The sequence below is a fragment of the Gilliamella sp. Gris3-2 genome, assembly GCF_001690345.1.
Classification (GTDB): domain Bacteria; phylum Pseudomonadota; class Gammaproteobacteria; order Enterobacterales; family Orbaceae; genus Gilliamella; species Gilliamella bombi.
Window position 1 is genome coordinate 40,359 of sequence record NZ_LZHB01000081.1, and the last position, 16,714, is coordinate 57,072.

A 16,714-nucleotide genomic window follows, 5' to 3' on the forward strand; every position below is an offset into this window, starting at 1 on the left:
ATTATCATTATTAGCCATAACCGCATTATAAAATGCCGTTATGGCTATCATGACTATATGACAGAGTTAAAATAACTAAAAATCAAAATAGAATTATTGTAATAAAGAAAGTACAGATTGAGGTACTTGGTTAGCTTGTGCTAATACTGAAGTACCTGCTTGTTGTAAAATTTGACCTCGAGTCATGTTTGATACTTCTGTTGCATAATCCGCATCTTCAATACGGCTACGTGCAGAACTTAGGTTATTTACAGTATTGTTAATGTTGGTTACTGTTGATTCGAAACGATTTTGCACCGCACCAAGTTGTCCTCGTAATGCATCAATTTTTGATAGTGCAGTATCAATTGTTTTTAATGGATCTGCTGTTGGTGAATCAGATACATTAAATGCATTTAAACCAAGTTCAGTGCTATCAATTTTTTTCAAATTGATTTCAATGGTTTCGCCGTCATTTGCACCTACTTGAATTTTAAGTGTTTTATCTTCAGATAATACTTTAGAACCATTGAAATCAGTTTGTTTAGAAACACGATCAATCTCATCTAGACGTTGATCAATTTCATTTTGAATTGATACTAAATCACTTTCAGAGTTGGTACCATTTGCCGCTTGAACAGTTAATTCACGAATACGTTGTACGTTGTTGTTGATTTCGTTTAATGCGCCTTCAGTAGTTTGTGCAAGTGAAATCCCATCATTTGCATTACGAGCAGCTTGTGTTAATCCTTTGATGTTTGATGAAAAACGGTTAGCAATTGCTTGACCTGCTGCATCATCTTTTGCGCTATTAATACGCATACCTGATGAAAGGCGCTCAATAGAAGTACTAAGAACGCTTTGAGAATTGTTAAGGTTATTTTTTGCCATTAAAGACATTGTATTTGTATTAATTACTTGTGCCATTTTTTTCTCCAATAATATAAATATTAAAATCAACAAGATATTTAAATTTAATTCAATATTCTTGCTGGCAAATAACTTATCGGTAACAAAATAGGGAACTTTAATATTTTTGATGATTATTTTTTTATAGCAGCAGTTTAGTTGCAAATTAAAATAATATTATTAAATAAATCATATTGTTATTTTTTTTTAAAATTTCCCAATGATTTTTTATTCAAAAAAATAGATTGTTATCAATTTATTAAATAAATATTTAAAAGAAGACTAAATTTTTTTAATTGTCAGCCGATATAAACAATATTGAATAATTGTTATAGGTAGATTAAATCATGGCAATGAGCGCATTAGGCATTGGTTCTGGAATCGATCTTAATGGTATTTTAGATCAACTAGAAGTGGCTGAAAAAACACGTTTAACCCCAATTACAACGCAACAAAAAGCAATTAATGCGAAAATTAGTGGTTTTGGTAAATTAAAAAGTGCATTAACAACATTTAATACTGCAACGGAAAAACTTCAAAAAAAAGAGCTTTTTCAAAGCCGAATAGCAACAGGAAATGACAATTATTTTTTGGTAAAAGCAAATAGCAAAGCAGCATTAGGTAATTATACAGTGACAGTTGATCAATTAGCGACATCTCATGGTATTGCTACATCGACGATCAATGATAAAAATGCTAAGTTAGGTAATGATAACCAAACGCGAACTATTACGATTGAACAAGCTAATGGTCAAAAACTTGATGTAACCTTATCTCAGGATGAGACATCTTTGCAATCAATAGCAAATGCCATTAATAATACCAAAGTTACTAATGAAGATGGAACAACCAGCCCTTCAACAATGAATGCTGCCATTATTCGTTCTGGAGCAGATGGTTATCAATTAGTCATCACATCGAAAGAAACAGGTGAACAACAAAGTATTACGTCTATTTCATCAGATGACGAAATGTTAAATAATGTTATTGGATTTGATATTAATCAACCCAGCAATAGTCATATGAATGAAGTTGCAAAAGCGCAAGATGCTAAATTTTCGTTTAATGGTATTGCCATAACTAGTAATTCTAATACTGTTAAAGATGTGGTTCAAGGTGTGGATATTACATTAAAACAGACCACAACAATTAGTCAGAATCTTGCTATAACAGCGGATAATGAAAAAGTGGAAGAAGCCATTAAAGAATGGGTCGAGGCATTTAATCAATTACAAACAACAATATCAACATTAACAAAATTCACCGCAGAAGAGACAAATTCAAAAGAACTAAATAGCAATAATGGTCCACTTATTGGGGATTCAACATTACGTAATATAGATCAAAGTATCCGCTCAATATTTGCCAAAGGGCAAGACGGAGAATTTTCTGTTTTAGCTCAAATCGGCATTAACATGGACAAAAATGGCATGTTAACGATTAAAGAAAGCGAGCTACAAAAAGCACTCAGTGAAAACAGTGAAGCGGTGGCAATATTATTTACTGGTGATGGTAAAACAACGGGTATTGCTAATGAAATTTTTTCCAAAGTGAGAGGGTTTATTGATAGTGATGGCATGATTGATTCAGCAACCAATGGCTTAAATTCTACCTTAAAATCATTAGATAAACGGCATGAACAAGTAAGCAGTTCTATTGAGCAAACTATTGAGCGTTACCGAGTTCAATTTACTAAATTGGATATTTTAATCAACTCATTAGATAGTATGAGTAATTATTTAACTACCCAATTTGATATGATGGCAAATTTAAAAAAATAGAGAATAGTAATGTATAAAATGGGATCTCATGCTTATGAGCAAGTGAATTTAGAAACACGTATTAGTCAAGCGTCTCCCCATCAATTGATTGTCTTATTATTTGATGGTGCACTTAACGCCATTAAATTGGCTAGCTTATATATTCAAAAAGGCAATATTGTTGGTAAAGGTAACGCAATTTCTAAAGCGATTAATATTGTTGATAATGGTCTTAAAAGCTGTCTAGATTTAGAAAAAGGCGGTGAAATTGCCGAAAATTTAGATCGTTTATATCACTATATTAGCCAACAATTGTTATTGGCTAATTTACATAATGATCAAGAAAAATTACAGACTTGTTTCGATTTACTTAACAATATTGCTGAGTCGTGGCGTGAGATAGCTAAGTAAAAAAGGATGATTATGCAAGGAAATAACTTATTAGAACAATACGAACAATTCAACTATGTTGTGGAACAAATGTTGGTTAATGCACAGAATGAAAAATGGGACTTATTGTTGAGTTGGCAGGCAAAATACCTTCAATTATCGAAAGGTATTATGTTGGTTGATGATTTTGCAAAAATTGAAAACTTACCATTGCAACATCAAGACATGATTAGAATGTATATCAAAAATATACTTAGCTATCAGCAGCAGTTAACCCAATTAATGATTACTCGTCATTCTCAGCTTAGAGGTTTAATAGGTAAACATGTTGATTATCATAACAAATTAGGAAACTACCAAAAAATTGCGAGTTTAGTATAAATTTTAGAAGCGTTTGATTCGGGCCTTATTTTTCATAATAAGGCCATAAAAATCTATTACTGTGTTGATTAAATATATTATTTTATGCCAGAATAAATAATCATACATAAAACAACCACACAAAAAATATCTCTTTTTATTTATTATCTAATAGAGGCTATGAATTAAACATTCATATTCATAATGTCTTGATAAGCAGCAACTAGTTTATTGCGTACTTGAATACCAAACTGCAATGAAACCGATGATTTTTGCATATTAACCATGACTTCATTCAATGAAATATTTGCATCTCCCATTTCAAAAGCTTTTGCTTCATTATTTGCCTGTATTTGTATTTGACTGATGTTATCTAAAGCGGTTTTTAATTCTGAAACAAAGTTTTTATCTGCAAAATGCGTTTTTGGAGATATTGACGTTGATTTATTTAAATCAGTTAGCTCAATTGGATTGAATGTATTGATTGTATTCATTTTGATAACTGCTTTTTAGCTCTTTTGTTACTGTATGGCTAAATTTAACATATAAATAAAAAAACAAAGGGTATAAGTAAGGGAAAAAGTGCACGCTTTTCTCGCCATTGAATTTTTTAAATACATGGATAATAACGAACAGAGTTAATCTAAATAGTTTAGAGTCAGGGTGCCAATGGCTAGTCAAACAGTCAATAATAAAGGTGAATCAATATTAAATAAGTTGCCTTTTATAAATCAACTAAAACAAAACACCAAAATGGCATTGTTAATTGCAGCTGTAATTATAATAGCCATTATTAGTTTTATTTATTTATGGGCTAAAGATGAGTCTTATGCAGTTTTATTCAGTAATTTAAATGATAAAGATGGTGGTGAAATTATTAGCCAACTTGATAAGATGAATATTCCTTATCAATTTTCGTCTTCTGGTTCCACAATCTTAATTCCGCAAGATAAAGTTTACGATACCCGATTACGTATTGCTCAGCAGGGTTTACCAAAAGGTGGGGCAGTTGGTTTTGAATTGCTCGACAAAGAAAGTTTTGGTATGAGCCAATTCAATGAACAAATAAATTATCAACGAGCTTTAGAAGGCGAATTATCCCGAACAATATCCATCATCAGTAGTATTGATGATGCTAGAGTGCATTTAGCAATGCCTAAACCTTCTTTATTTGTCAGGGAAAGGAAATCTCCTTCAGCATCGGTGGCATTAACGTTATTTCCTGGGCGATCGTTATCACAAGGTCAAATCGATGCCATTATCCATTTAATTTCTAGTAGTGTGCCAGAATTACAAGCAGATAAAGTGACCATTATCGATCAGCATGGTCACCTGTTAACTGGTGAAGGTTATCGTGATAGAAACACAAATGTTGCTCAACTCGAATTTGGTGAGCGAATTGAAAATAATATTCGTGAACGAGTAGAAAAAATTATCACGCCAATTTTGGGTAAAAATAATGTCAAGGTACAAGTGAATGCTGATATTGATTTCAGTCGACAAGAATCAACATCAGAAACTTATGATCCTAATAGTGATATTGCTAATCAAACTATTCGCAGTAAGCAACAAGTAGAAAATCGTCAATCAGCTAAAAGCTATGGTGTAGGTGGTGTGCCAGGAGCGTTGTCTAATCAACCTGTACCTGCATCTAGCGCGCCAATCGATGAACAAGAATCGACTGAAAAACACGATAAGCAAGGAAATTACAGCTTGCAATCAAATAATACCGTTAATTTTGAAGTAAATAGAAAGGTTATACACAGTCAAATACCTGAAGGTCGTATTAAACGTTTATCGGTTGCTGTTTTGGTGAATTATAAATTTGTTACAACCGAGCCAGATAATGTTAAATCTGAGGATGTTGACAGTGATAATGACAATGACAATGACAAAAACAAGTCATCTTCCATAACTGAGCAATGGGTAAAGCTAGATAGTGATGAACTGAAAAATATTGAAGCATTAGCCCGTCAGGCAATGGGTTTTTCTGATTTACGTGGTGATAGCTTGACTGTTGCAAATTTGAAATTTACCGATCAAACACTTGATGACAACGATAATATGGCATTTTGGAAAACTCCTGAATTTTATGATTCTGCTAAAACAGTAATTAAGTATCTAATTTATATTATTATTTTATGGTTTGCGTGGCGTAAGGTTTTACGTTCGGTATGGATAAAATTACAACGTAAATTCTTTATTGATAATGGAGAATCATTAGTTTCTCAATCTACCGTAGACGATAAGTTAGATTATAAAGCTCACAGTAAACAACAGCAAAAAATATTTGAAGATAATACGCAACAACAACAGCATATACGGAAAATTGTTGAAAAAGAACCGCGTGTAATGGCACTAATTATTCGTAATTGGATAAATAAGGAGGACACTGAGCAATGATATTAAGTGAATCTCAAAAAGTAGCTGCGATTTTAATGGTGTTAGGTGAAGGGTTAGCGGCACAAGTTATGCAACATCTTAACCATAAAGAAGTGCAACAAATTAGTAGTGCGATGATGTCATTACCTCAATTTTCGCAAGAACAGTTGAAAGGTATACTTAACGAGTGCCAAGTTGCTCTTGAAGAATGCGCTGTTTTAAATACCGATCCAGATGGTTACTTACGTACAATATTGGGTCGATCTCTTGGTAGTGAAAAAGCCGAACGTTTACTGGATGAATTATTAGATACAGGAAAAGAAGAAGCAACCGATGGTCTTGAAATGCTCAACTATGTCGATGCTACAAGAGCAGTTGATTTGGTCAAAAAAGAACATCCACAAATTATTGCAACTATTTTAGTTCATCTAAATCGTGATTTAGCGGCAGAAATTCTAAATCTATTTGATGATGAATTACGAAACGATGTCATGTTACGTATTGCAACTTTTGGAGGAGTAGAGCCTTCTGCACTTCAATTACTCTCAACTTCATTATCGACTTTACTACATGGTCAAAATATCAAACTTAATAATCTTGGTGGTATACGTACTGCGGCAGAAATTATTAACTTAATGAAAACGCAGCAAGAAGAGCAAGTTATTAATGCATTGCGTGATTATGATGGCGAGTTAACCCAAAAAATTATTGATGAAATGTTCTTATTTGAAAATCTTGTTGAAGTGGATGATAGAAGTATTCAACGCTTACTTAAAGAAGTCGATAATGAAATATTAATAATTGCATTGAAAGGTGCATCGGTTGAATTACGAGAAAAACTATTGAGTAACATGTCACAGCGAGCGGCATCTATCTTACGTGAAGATTTAGAAAATCGACCTCCTGTACGTTTATCTCAAGTTGAAACTGAACAGAAAAAAATATTGGCTATTGCTCGTCGATTAGCAGAAAGTGGTGAAGTGATCCTAAGTAGCGGTGATGATGAATATGTGTAATCGGCCAGATAGATTAAATTGGGAACCATTAAGTTTTCAAGATTTCTCTTTACCCGAATTACCGAAATTAAGTAAAAATGAAGTTGCTATAAACGTTGGAACTGATGATCCTGAAACAGAACTAACTGCTACCGAGATAGATAATGTTGTAATTGAACCAGAGTTAAATCAGGCACAACAGTTAGAGCAATTAAAAGAAGAGGTAAAAAAACAGGCTTATCAGGACGGTTTTAATTTAGGTCAACAAGAAGGTTTCAATGCAGGTAAACAGGCTGGTTATGATGAAGGCTATCAAATTGGCGAGCAAGAAGGGCGCCAGTTCATTGAACAACAACTTAATGAAGAAAAATTAAATGCCGTTCAAGCTATAGCTAATTTAATAGCTAATTTTCAAAATTCGATTAACGAGATCGATGAATTAATTGTTCCTAAACTGCTTGATTTAGCATTGATTGCTGCGCAAAAAACAGTAGGCACGATACCCAAAGCTAAGCAAAAACAGCTTATTTATACCATAAAAACATTAGTTGAACAGTGCTCAGTTTTGTCTGAACCTATTGCATTGCATCTTAATCCAGCTGATTTACTGTGGTTAGAACCCATGCTGAATGATGAAATCAGTCAACATCATTGGCAACTTATTGCCGATTCTAACCTAGAACAGGGTGGATGCAAGATATTTACCGAAACTAATGAAATTGATGCAAATATCGATCAACACTGGCAAATAATGTCTGATAGCTTAAAAGAGGACAATCATTAACGTGAGATATTCTGCACAATGGCTAAATAAAATTGACCAAGCTACACAACAACTTGAATCACTATCACTAATCCGCCAATATGGAAGATTGATTAAAGCATCGGGACTTGTGCTAGAAGCTATTGGACTAAAGTTACCTTTGGGGTCTAACTGCTTGGTTGAACGACAAACCGACGGTCGAATTGAGCCCGTTGAGTGTGAGGTAGTTGGATTTAGTGATAAAACACTTTACTTAATGCCATTTGAATCAACTGACGGTATTTTATTAGGGGCACGAGTCTATACTAAGCAATATGATCTAACACATTTTAATCATAAAGTATTACCTATGGGAATGGGATTATTAGGTCGAGTGGTTGATGCTATGGGAAATCCCTTGGATGATAAACCATTACCTGAGCATATTGAGTATGCTGGATTAGCCAATAAATCCCTCAATCCACTACAACGGACTCCTGTTCATCAGGTTCTTGATGTTGGTGTCAGAGCTATAAATGCCTTGCTAACGGTTGGCAAAGGGCAACGAATGGGCTTATTTGCTGGATCAGGGGTTGGTAAAAGTGTCTTACTAGGCATGATGGCTCGTTATACGCAAGCGGACATTATTGTTGTCGGGTTGATTGGTGAACGAGGTCGAGAAGTTAAAGACTTTATCGAAAATATTTTAGGCGAAGAAGGATTGGCTCGAGCGGTTGTTGTAGCGGCACCAGCGGATGTTTCACCATTATTACGCTTACAAGGAGCGGCATATGTAACAAAAATTGCTGAAAACTTTCGTGATAAAGGTTTTAACGTTTTATTGATTATGGACTCTTTAACTCGTTATGCTATGGCACAACGAGAAATTGCTTTAGCAATAGGTGAACCCCCAGCAACTAAAGGTTACCCACCATCAGTCTTTGCAAAGCTACCCGCATTAGTTGAAAGAGCTGGTAATGATGAAGAAGGGAAAGGCTCAATTACTGCATTTTATACAGTATTAACCGAAGGTGATGATCAACAAGATCCGATTGCAGATTCGGCCCGAGCAATTTTAGATGGACACATTGTTTTATCTCGATCTCTTGCTGAATCAGGGCATTATCCAGCTATTGATATTGAAGCTTCAATCAGTCGCGTAATGACAGATCTTACTGCCCCTGAAGATGAAAAAAAATCTAGATTATTTAAACAATTATTTTCAATTTTTCAACGAAACCGTGATTTGATTAATGTTGGTGCTTATGTATCTGGCACAGATCCATTATTAGACAGAGCAATAACGCTATATCCTGCCATGCAAAAATTTTTACAACAAGGTATTAATGAACATTGCTGTTATCAAGACGCTTATCAACAATTAGCGGCCATTGTTGAGCCACCATTAGCTCGTTAGGGAAATATCATAATGAATAAAAATCCTTCGCAACTTGCATTTTCAACATTAAAAAAATTGGCGCAAAAGTCGGTAGACGATAATTTGATAAAACTAAAAAAAGCAAATGAAAATCATCAAAATGCACAATCACAGCTAAATGTTTTAAATAATTATTATGTTGAATATCAACAAAAATTAAATAATGCCTTATTTGAAGGTATTAAAGGTAGCGAGTTAAACAATTTTAAATCGTTTATTGCTTCAATTGAACAAGGTATTGAGCAACAAAAAAAACTATTGTTATCGTTAGATATTAAACAAAAACAAATTACAAATCAGCTTAATCAATCACAAAAAAGCTTAAACACATATACCACACTATTAAATAAGCAGTATAACCAATATTTGCAACGACAAAATCGGTTACAGCAAAAACTGACAGATGAATTTGCGCAGTTACAATTAGCAAGGAGAGTATTAAATGAATGTTAATCTTATCAATGGATTGAACCCTACTGTTTCTCATCAATCAGATCTTGTTGAAACCAATTTAACGAATAATGGTAATGATTGCTTTCAACAATTATTACAACAAAGTGAAAATCAAACCGAACATAATAAAAAAACAGTTAATGCCAAATTAAAAGGTATCGATGATGCGCAAGAAGATAATGATCATAATGTTGAAATATTAATTACGGAAATTTATCCCTTTAATATACAAACACCAATAGCACAAGATAGTGATATAAAAATAGATCAAAATACTGAAACATTAAATGTTAATTTATTCGATGGATCATCATCAGAAGTGGTAATCGATGAGCAAGCAACGCATTTACTTACTTCTATTTATGACAGTGAAGATTTAATTAATAAAGTAACATCACAAACAGGAATAAAAACTAAACCTGTGGATAAAGGAACGACAAATATTAAAGATAATATTAATAATTTTGCTAACTCAAAAAATGAATCGCATAAAGCTAGTGAATTTATGCAGAAAGTAGTGATGAATCAAGTCCAATTAATAAATAATTACGATGATGAAGGACAAATGGCTACTAATCAAGAGCCATTTTTGTTAGCCAATACCAATGGACAAAACCAGCTATTATCACAAACTAGTATTAGCGCAAGATCAGCGACAATAAATTTACCTACACAAAATATTATGCAGTGGCAAACTTCATTAACTGAACAAATTATCATGTTTAATCGTCAAGGTATTCAAACTGCCGAAATAAAATTACATCCACAAGAGTTAGGCTCAATGTACATTAAGCTTGCAATGAATGATGATAAAATGAATCTTCATATGATGGCTGCACATAGTGCTGTTAAAGGTATGTTAGAATCGGCTTTACCTTTTTTAAGAACATCATTAGAAGATCAAGGTATTACACTAGAGCAAACAAATATCGGTGATTTTTCAATGATGAATGATTCAAAACAATCTGATACACCGCAACAAACAAAAAGCAATCAAACCCAGAAAGTCGTATCACTTGATGTAATAGACGATAGTATTGAGCAATCTCTAGTTGAAAGTCGATCAATTAAATCTAGACTTAGTATATTTGCCTAACTAATAAGATTATTATTTTTTGAGCAATTTTATATTTTAAATCAATTGAAACGTTTAAATAGGTAATGTTTTGTTGCCTATTCTTCAAATCAATTTAAAAAATATGATTTATTATTCTTGTAACTATACCTAATTAATGGGTTATAAATCTTTTTAAATTTATAGAGACAAGAATAAATATGCCTACCACGAAAAAAAAAGTAAGTGTTTTAAATCTGATCCTTATTCTTATTACGTTGTTAGCGATAAGTGTTGCGGCCTATTTGTGGTTTCAAAATCACTCACAAAGTACAACTAAAGCACAAGAAGAACCCGAAGTTACGTCACCGGTATTTTTAACATTAAAACCGTTTACTATTTCATTACCTGTCTCAGAAGATAATATCGAAACTAATAAAATTATTTATATTGGAATAGTTTTGCGTATCGCCGATGAAAACCAAAGAACAGTGCTATTAGATTATTTACCTGAAGTAAGAAGTGACGTACTACTTTTAACTTCAAAACAGCATGTTAACAAACTAAAGCAAGAATCGGGGAAGATCGATTTACAAGAGCAGATAAAAAATACCTTATCAAGACAATATGACGCAAAACATTGGGTAAAAGTTGATGAAGTTCTATTTACTGATTTTATTATACGGTGATTACTATGCCCGATAAGATAGAGCCCACAACAGATTTAAATGAAAATAGTGCTGCAGAACAACTATCTGATAGTTTTGTTAACGATGGTGACGATAGCAGTATTGATGTTTCTTCTTTTTCGTTACCTTCTGGTAAAAAGGTTGATGTTAAACCTTATGATTTATCGGTAAAACATCGCTTTATTCCTGAACGATTAACCGCATTAGAAATCATTAATGAACGTTTTGCTCGTCAGTTTAGAATTGGGCTATTTAATCGATTGCGTCGCAATGCTGACGTAGTTGCATCGCCGATTGAACCACAAACATTTGAGGAGTTTTCTAATATTTCATCAGAAAACCATTTAAATTTAGTTCATCTTAACCCATTAAGAGGTTCAAGCTTATTTTCATTTTCGCCTGAATTAGTCTTTATTATCGTTGATTCATTATTTGGGGGAGACGGGCATACAACTAAAATAAAAACACAAGGACGAGAATTTACCCACACCGAACAGCAAATCATAAAACGAGTATTAGAATTAGCATTAGTTATTTATCAAAATTCATGGGCTGATGTATACCCAATTGAAACCGAATATATTCGCTCTGAAATGCAAAGCAAATTTACCAACATTACCAGTTCGCCTGATGATGTTGTGCTAACAACAAACTTCAAAGTCGAAGTGGGTCATAGCAAAGCGACATTTTGCATTTGTATCCCTTATTCTATGGTTGAACCAATCAAAGAGTTGCTAATAAAGCCTCCTATCGAAGAACAGACTTATCAAGACGATAATATCTGGATGAGTTCATTAACCACTGGAATTAAACAATCATCTGTCGAATTAGTTGCCAATTTTACCCATATTCATACAACTGTTGAAAAACTGTTAGCGTTAAAAGTTGATGATATTTTAACAATTGAAAAACCAACAAATATAGATGTAACAGTTGGTGGTGTACCGGTATTAAAAGGCCATTACGGTAAAGTAAATAAACAGTATGCAATTCAAGTAGAACAGGTCATTAATCCTGTGATAGAACAACTGAATGAGGGAGTGTTCAATGACTGACATTATACCAAATAACGGCGAAGACCAAGAAGAAAAAGTAATGAGTGATGAACTCATCACTAAAGAGGCTATTTTTGAAACATTATCTCCTCAACAAACAAAAGATAAAAAGCAAGATATTAATCTTATATTAGATATACCTGTTGATTTAAGCGTTGAACTTGGTCGAACAAAAATAGCTATTAAAGATCTATTAAATCTAACCCAAGGTTCGGTAATTGCATTAGATGGGCTTGCAGGAGAACCATTAGATATATTAATTAACGGTTATTTAATAGCTCAAGGCGAAATTGTGGTAGTTGGCGATAACTATGGTGTACGTATCACCGATATTATTACTCCATCAGAGCGTGTAAGAAGATTAAGCCGTTAATGACAATAAAGCAACCTAATTTGATTCAACCTATGGTTGGTGCAACCAATACTAATACCTTATCGCCATCGTCTTCTGATTTAAATATTTATACCGAAATTGGATCGTCAATGGGATTAACGCTTATTGTGATCATCGGTTTTATTTTATTGCTAGGATGGCTCGCAAAACGAATGGGTTGGAAAAAAACGACCGAACAATGGATTGATGTCAAAGCCACATATAACATTAATCCTAAAGAACGTATTATGGTTATTCACGTTGATAACCAATTATTAGTGGTAGGTGTTACTCCTCAACAAATGACATTGTTACATACTATCAATGAAGAAAGAACCAAAGTGTTACTTTCGCAAAATGGAGCAGATAAAAATCTTACGAAAATTAACTCATTTCAACAGATATTACAATCCGCTTTAAAAGTGAAAAAGGAGTAACAACAAGTGCGATTAAATTTAACTATTTTGCTAAGTTTATTGCTATTTAGCTTATCTAGCCATGCTGAAACTTCAGCTTTAACTAACATAAATCAGTCCCTAACAGGTGGGCAAAATTGGTCGTTACCAGTTGAAACATTAGTCTTTTTAACATTGCTCACTTTTATACCAGCAATATTATTATTGATGACCAGTTTTACAAGAATTATCATTGTGTTAGGTCTGTTACGTAATGCCCTAGGTACGCAATCGGCACCACCGAATCAAGTTATTTTGGGAATTTCGCTTTTTATGACATTTTTTATTATGTCGCCAGTCATTGATAAAATTTATCAAGAAGCGTATGTGCCATATTCACAAAATCAAATCACCATGCAAGAAGGATTAACAAAAGCAACTAAACCATTACAAGAATTTATGCTTACCCAAACGCGAGAAAATGACCTAGCGTTATTTGTTAACATGTCTCATCAAAACGACATTCAAACACGTGAAGACGTTCCCCTAAAAGTATTAGTTCCTGCTTTTGTGGTGAGTGAATTAAAAACAGCGTTTCAAATTGGTTTTACAATTTTTATTCCATTCTTAGTAATTGATCTAGTGGTAGCAAGCACGCTTATGGCATTAGGAATGATGATGGTGCCACCAGCGACAGTATCATTACCATTCAAATTAATGTTATTTGTCTTGGCAGATGGTTGGCATTTATTACTTGGATCATTAGCACAAAGCTTTTTTAGTTGAGTCGCACTATGTCATCTGAATATATCAGCACGTTAGCCATACAAGCGATAAAAGTTGCGGCATCATTAGCTGGACCGTTATTATTAGCCGCATTAGTAACAGGGTTAATCATTAGCTTATTACAAGCTGCGACGCAAATTAACGAAATGACATTATCATTTATTCCCAAGATCATAGTGGTCATTGTGGTTTTAATAATATTGGGGCCATCAATGCTATCAACCATGATCGACTATATCCAAACCGTTATTACAGATATTCCTAACTTAACCCGTTAAATGTAATGGAATTTGATATCAACAATTTATTTAATATCGATTTCTTTTCTTGGATTAGGGACTATTTTTTCCCTTTTGTTCGTATCTTAGCGTTGATCATGGTAGCGCCCATTTTTGGCGAAAAGGAAACGCCTAATCGAGTTAAAATTGGTCTAGCGCTACTCACTACGATTGTACTGCCACATCCACATATTGATGACAATATAAAAATATACTCATTTATAGGAATATGGATTATTGCACAACAAATAATGATTGGAATACTTATTGGTTTTACCATGCAGTTGGCATTTATGACAGTGCGATTTTCAGGAGAATTAATAGGGATGCAAATGGGGCTAGGAATGGCGACCTTTTTTGACCCTATTGGCGGTCCATCTACATCAGTATTATCACGCTTAATTAACATCATTGCTTTATTAATATTTCTCAGTCTTGATGGTCATTTATGGTTGTTATACGGCATATCAAATAGTTTTGATATTATTCCGATTGCAGTAATGCCATTACAAGCGAATGGATACTTAGCATTAATTGAAGTCAGCAAACTATTATTTATCAACGCGATCATGTTAGCGCTTCCTTTAATGACATTGCTATTAATCATCAATATATCATTAGGACTACTTAACAGAATGACGCCACAGCTATCTATATTTGTGGTTGGTTATCCAGCGACCCTATTTTTAGGGCTAATCATGCTAACTTATTTAATTACAACACTACCCGCATTTACTGAATTTATTTTTGAACAAATGTTTGAGCGAATTTCTAGTATTTTATGGTATTTAACTCGGTGATATAAATTGATCACACAGTCGTATTTAATTTACCTATTCAACTTGACTTATTTTTTGTGGCTATGGGAAATAAATTCTTCAAAAAAACAATAAATACTTAATTGAAAACAATAATCTAACTAAGTATGTTTATTGTATGATAGATTATATTAATTAACACTAAAACAGATTAATGCTGATAAAATCAGCATTAATAAAATAGTTAACTAAGCTTTTTTTACAAAGCAGGCTTTTAGCATAATTTTCATGCCATCAATTTTGCAGTCGATTTCGTGATCACCTTCGACTAAACGAATGCCTTTGGCTTTAGCGCCTTTTTTCAGCACCGTTGAAGATCCTTTCAATTTTAGATCCTTAATCAAAATAATATCGTCGCCATCAGCAAGTAAATTACCATTGCTATCTTTTACCTGTAATCCAACATCAGAAGACACAGCCTCGTTTGGATCCCATTCGTGGGCACATTCAGGGCAAACACAAAAGCTGCCATCATGATAAGTGTGTTCAGATTGGCAAACAGGGCAATTAGGTATAGATTCCATAGCTTATAACTCTTATAGATTAAATAAAATGGCGTTTACTATAGCAAAAAAATGCTATTAAGTCATGGATGTTGTCTATTCGCTATTGTTAGGATCTAAAATAGCGATATACAAAAATATAGGAAGTATTAATTATGTTTCTGTAAAGGTTAATGATTAAGTCTTAATATTAATAAGCAAATATGTGATTTTAAGTAATAGATTCATTATCTTATATTATTAAAAAATTTAGAGCAATGGATGATCTTTTATTAAAGAAGGAGCTTAACAAAACTTTACAAAAAAATAGGTGAAAAATGAAGTTTTTATTCTAAATATGGTAGCGTAGTTATATACTACTTTATGCTAAAATTACTAAAAACAACATTAACTATTTATTTTATAACAATAAATTTAAGAAGATAAGTATGAGGAATAATAAAGTTATGATAAAATATGGAATGGCAACACATTTTCAAACAAAAAAATTAAGGGGTAAGTGTTTTTTAAATTCAACGGGAGGCAAGTAGCCTAACGAAGAATGTAATCGTTTATGATTATACCAATAGGCATAAGCCGAAAAAGCGCGTTGTAACTCAGCCGTTGAGTTGAAACGTTGGCCTTTTACAAATTCCGTTTTAATTGTTTTAAATGTCGCTTCCGCTACCGCATTGTCATAAGGACATCCTTTCTTGCTTAATGAATGCGTGATATTAAATGTCTTAAAACAATCCGCTAATAACCGATTATCAAACTCTTTACCGCGGTCTGAATGAAATAAATCTAATTTTGATAATGGTTGTTTAATTTGGCTTAATGCCGACATAACAAGCTCTGCTGTTTTATGTTGACCAACATGGTAACCGACAATTTGCCTATCGGATAAGTTCACTAAAACACATAAATAGTTCCAACGTTGCTTAACTTGAATATAGGTTAAATCCGCAACAACAATTTGTTTTTTATCACCTACATCAAATTGTCGTTGCAGGTGATTTTCTGTGGCGGTTTCATTCACCTCCGTAGTGTGAGATTGATAACGTTTAACGGTGTATTTTGATACCAGCAATAAGGCTTTCATCACCCGAGCAATGTAACGGCGTGACACCCAAATATTCTCTTTCTGTAAATCAAATCGAATTCGTCTTGTACCATAAGACTGATAGCTCTGATTAAATAGCGTCACGATTTTATCGGCATAAAGCCCTACTGATTTTTGTCTATTCAATTTACACTGATAATAAGCATAATGTCTTGATAATCCTAAATATTGACATAGCTTTGTTATGCTATAACGATGCCGATTTGCTTTTAGGATAGCGATTTTCGTCCTATTATCAGTGCTGCTTGCTTTA

At 33.2% G+C, this 16,714-nt stretch carries 19 protein-coding genes and 1 pseudogene; 16 read left to right on the plus strand and 4 right to left on the minus strand.

The features are described from left to right. Positions 1-93 precede the first annotated feature (93 nt). Complete coding sequence (locus A9G32_RS11965; RefSeq protein WP_065590622.1) at positions 94-906, minus strand: flagellin N-terminal helical domain-containing protein; 813 nt, start codon at positions 904-906, stop codon at positions 94-96. A 329-nt stretch (positions 907-1,235) separates the two neighbouring features. Here A9G32_RS11965 and fliD point away from each other — a divergent pair, with 329 nt between their 5' ends. The 3 genes from fliD to fliT are packed head-to-tail and all read left to right on the plus strand — an operon-like array spanning position 1,236 to position 3,419. Next, on the plus strand, positions 1,236-2,669 hold the full coding sequence (fliD, locus tag A9G32_RS11970; protein WP_081296855.1) for a flagellar filament capping protein FliD: 1,434 nt from the start codon (positions 1,236-1,238) through the stop codon (positions 2,667-2,669). Between the two features lie 9 nt (positions 2,670-2,678). Continuing rightward, complete coding sequence (fliS, locus tag A9G32_RS11975) at positions 2,679-3,059, plus strand: flagellar export chaperone FliS (RefSeq protein WP_034909484.1); 381 nt, start codon at positions 2,679-2,681, stop codon at positions 3,057-3,059. 12 nt (positions 3,060-3,071) lie between these two features. Continuing rightward, positions 3,072-3,419: a flagellar protein FliT gene (gene fliT / locus A9G32_RS11980; RefSeq protein ID WP_065590624.1), complete on the plus strand. Its 348-nt coding sequence runs from the start codon at positions 3,072-3,074 to the stop codon at positions 3,417-3,419. Positions 3,420-3,583: 164 nt separating this feature from the next. On the opposite strand, the gene fliE is transcribed toward fliT, so the two are convergent. Further along, the gene (fliE, locus tag A9G32_RS11985) at positions 3,584-3,892 is read right to left on the minus strand and encodes a flagellar hook-basal body complex protein FliE (protein ID WP_065590625.1); all 309 of its coding nucleotides are present in this window, start codon (positions 3,890-3,892) and stop codon (positions 3,584-3,586) included. A 175-nt stretch (positions 3,893-4,067) separates the two neighbouring features. Between fliE and fliF the strand changes: the two genes are divergently transcribed. The 13 genes and pseudogenes from fliF (at position 4,068) to fliR (ending at position 14,838) form a co-directional block, all read left to right on the plus strand. Then, positions 4,068-5,801, plus strand: coding sequence for a flagellar basal-body MS-ring/collar protein FliF (fliF, locus tag A9G32_RS11990; protein WP_065590626.1), 1,734 nt, complete (start codon positions 4,068-4,070; stop codon positions 5,799-5,801). Further along, positions 5,798-6,796 (plus strand): flagellar motor switch protein FliG, encoded by a 999-nt coding sequence (gene fliG, locus A9G32_RS11995; protein ID WP_065561660.1) that lies wholly within the window; start codon positions 5,798-5,800, stop codon positions 6,794-6,796. The genes fliF and fliG overlap by 4 nt, the downstream gene beginning before the upstream one ends. Continuing rightward, positions 6,789-7,559: a flagellar assembly protein FliH gene (locus tag A9G32_RS12000; RefSeq protein ID WP_176701354.1), complete on the plus strand. Its 771-nt coding sequence runs from the start codon at positions 6,789-6,791 to the stop codon at positions 7,557-7,559. Before fliG ends, A9G32_RS12000 begins: the two co-directional genes overlap by 8 nt. Beyond that, on the plus strand, positions 7,555-8,934 hold the full coding sequence (gene fliI, locus A9G32_RS12005) for a flagellar protein export ATPase FliI (RefSeq protein WP_065590628.1): 1,380 nt from the start codon (positions 7,555-7,557) through the stop codon (positions 8,932-8,934). Before A9G32_RS12000 ends, fliI begins: the two co-directional genes overlap by 5 nt. A 12-nt stretch (positions 8,935-8,946) precedes the next feature. Beyond that, positions 8,947-9,408, plus strand: coding sequence for a flagellar export protein FliJ (gene fliJ / locus A9G32_RS12010; RefSeq protein WP_051634102.1), 462 nt, complete (start codon positions 8,947-8,949; stop codon positions 9,406-9,408). Further along, positions 9,398-10,504, plus strand: coding sequence for a flagellar hook-length control protein FliK (locus A9G32_RS12015; RefSeq protein ID WP_065590629.1), 1,107 nt, complete (start codon positions 9,398-9,400; stop codon positions 10,502-10,504). Before fliJ ends, A9G32_RS12015 begins: the two co-directional genes overlap by 11 nt. A gap of 179 nt (positions 10,505-10,683) precedes the next feature. Beyond that, the gene (locus A9G32_RS12020) at positions 10,684-11,151 is read left to right on the plus strand and encodes a flagellar basal body-associated FliL family protein (protein WP_065590630.1); all 468 of its coding nucleotides are present in this window, start codon (positions 10,684-10,686) and stop codon (positions 11,149-11,151) included. A 5-nt stretch (positions 11,152-11,156) separates the two neighbouring features. After that, positions 11,157-12,206 carry a flagellar motor switch protein FliM gene (gene fliM / locus A9G32_RS12025; RefSeq protein ID WP_065590631.1) on the plus strand — a complete coding sequence of 350 codons (1,050 nt, stop codon included), beginning with the start codon at positions 11,157-11,159 and terminating at the stop codon, positions 12,204-12,206. Positions 12,207-12,270: 64 nt separating this feature from the next. Further along, positions 12,271-12,579, plus strand: a pseudogene (fliN, locus tag A9G32_RS12030) (flagellar motor switch protein FliN); the annotation flags it as partial. After that, entirely contained in the window at positions 12,579-13,016 is a 438-nt protein-coding gene (fliO, locus tag A9G32_RS12035; protein WP_065590633.1) for a flagellar biosynthetic protein FliO, read from the plus strand. The pseudogene fliN and the gene fliO, both read left to right, overlap by 1 nt. Positions 13,017-13,022: 6 nt before the next feature. Continuing rightward, the gene (gene fliP, locus A9G32_RS12040; protein WP_065590634.1) at positions 13,023-13,760 is read left to right on the plus strand and encodes a flagellar type III secretion system pore protein FliP; all 738 of its coding nucleotides are present in this window, start codon (positions 13,023-13,025) and stop codon (positions 13,758-13,760) included. An 8-nt stretch (positions 13,761-13,768) separates the two neighbouring features. Next, positions 13,769-14,038, plus strand: a complete 270-nt coding sequence (gene fliQ / locus A9G32_RS12045) for a flagellar biosynthesis protein FliQ (protein WP_034909516.1) — start codon at positions 13,769-13,771, stop codon at positions 14,036-14,038. Between the two features lie 5 nt (positions 14,039-14,043). After that, on the plus strand, positions 14,044-14,838 hold the full coding sequence (fliR, locus tag A9G32_RS12050; protein WP_065590635.1) for a flagellar biosynthetic protein FliR: 795 nt from the start codon (positions 14,044-14,046) through the stop codon (positions 14,836-14,838). Positions 14,839-15,044: 206 nt separating this feature from the next. Here the strand turns inward: fliR and A9G32_RS12055 are convergent, their stop codons facing one another. Continuing rightward, entirely contained in the window at positions 15,045-15,380 is a 336-nt protein-coding gene (locus A9G32_RS12055; protein ID WP_034909519.1) for a zinc ribbon domain-containing protein YjdM, read from the minus strand. A 454-nt stretch (positions 15,381-15,834) separates the two neighbouring features. Beyond that, a partial coding sequence (locus A9G32_RS12060; protein ID WP_141672910.1) for an IS3 family transposase occupies positions 15,835-16,714 on the minus strand: 880 nt, incomplete at its 5' end.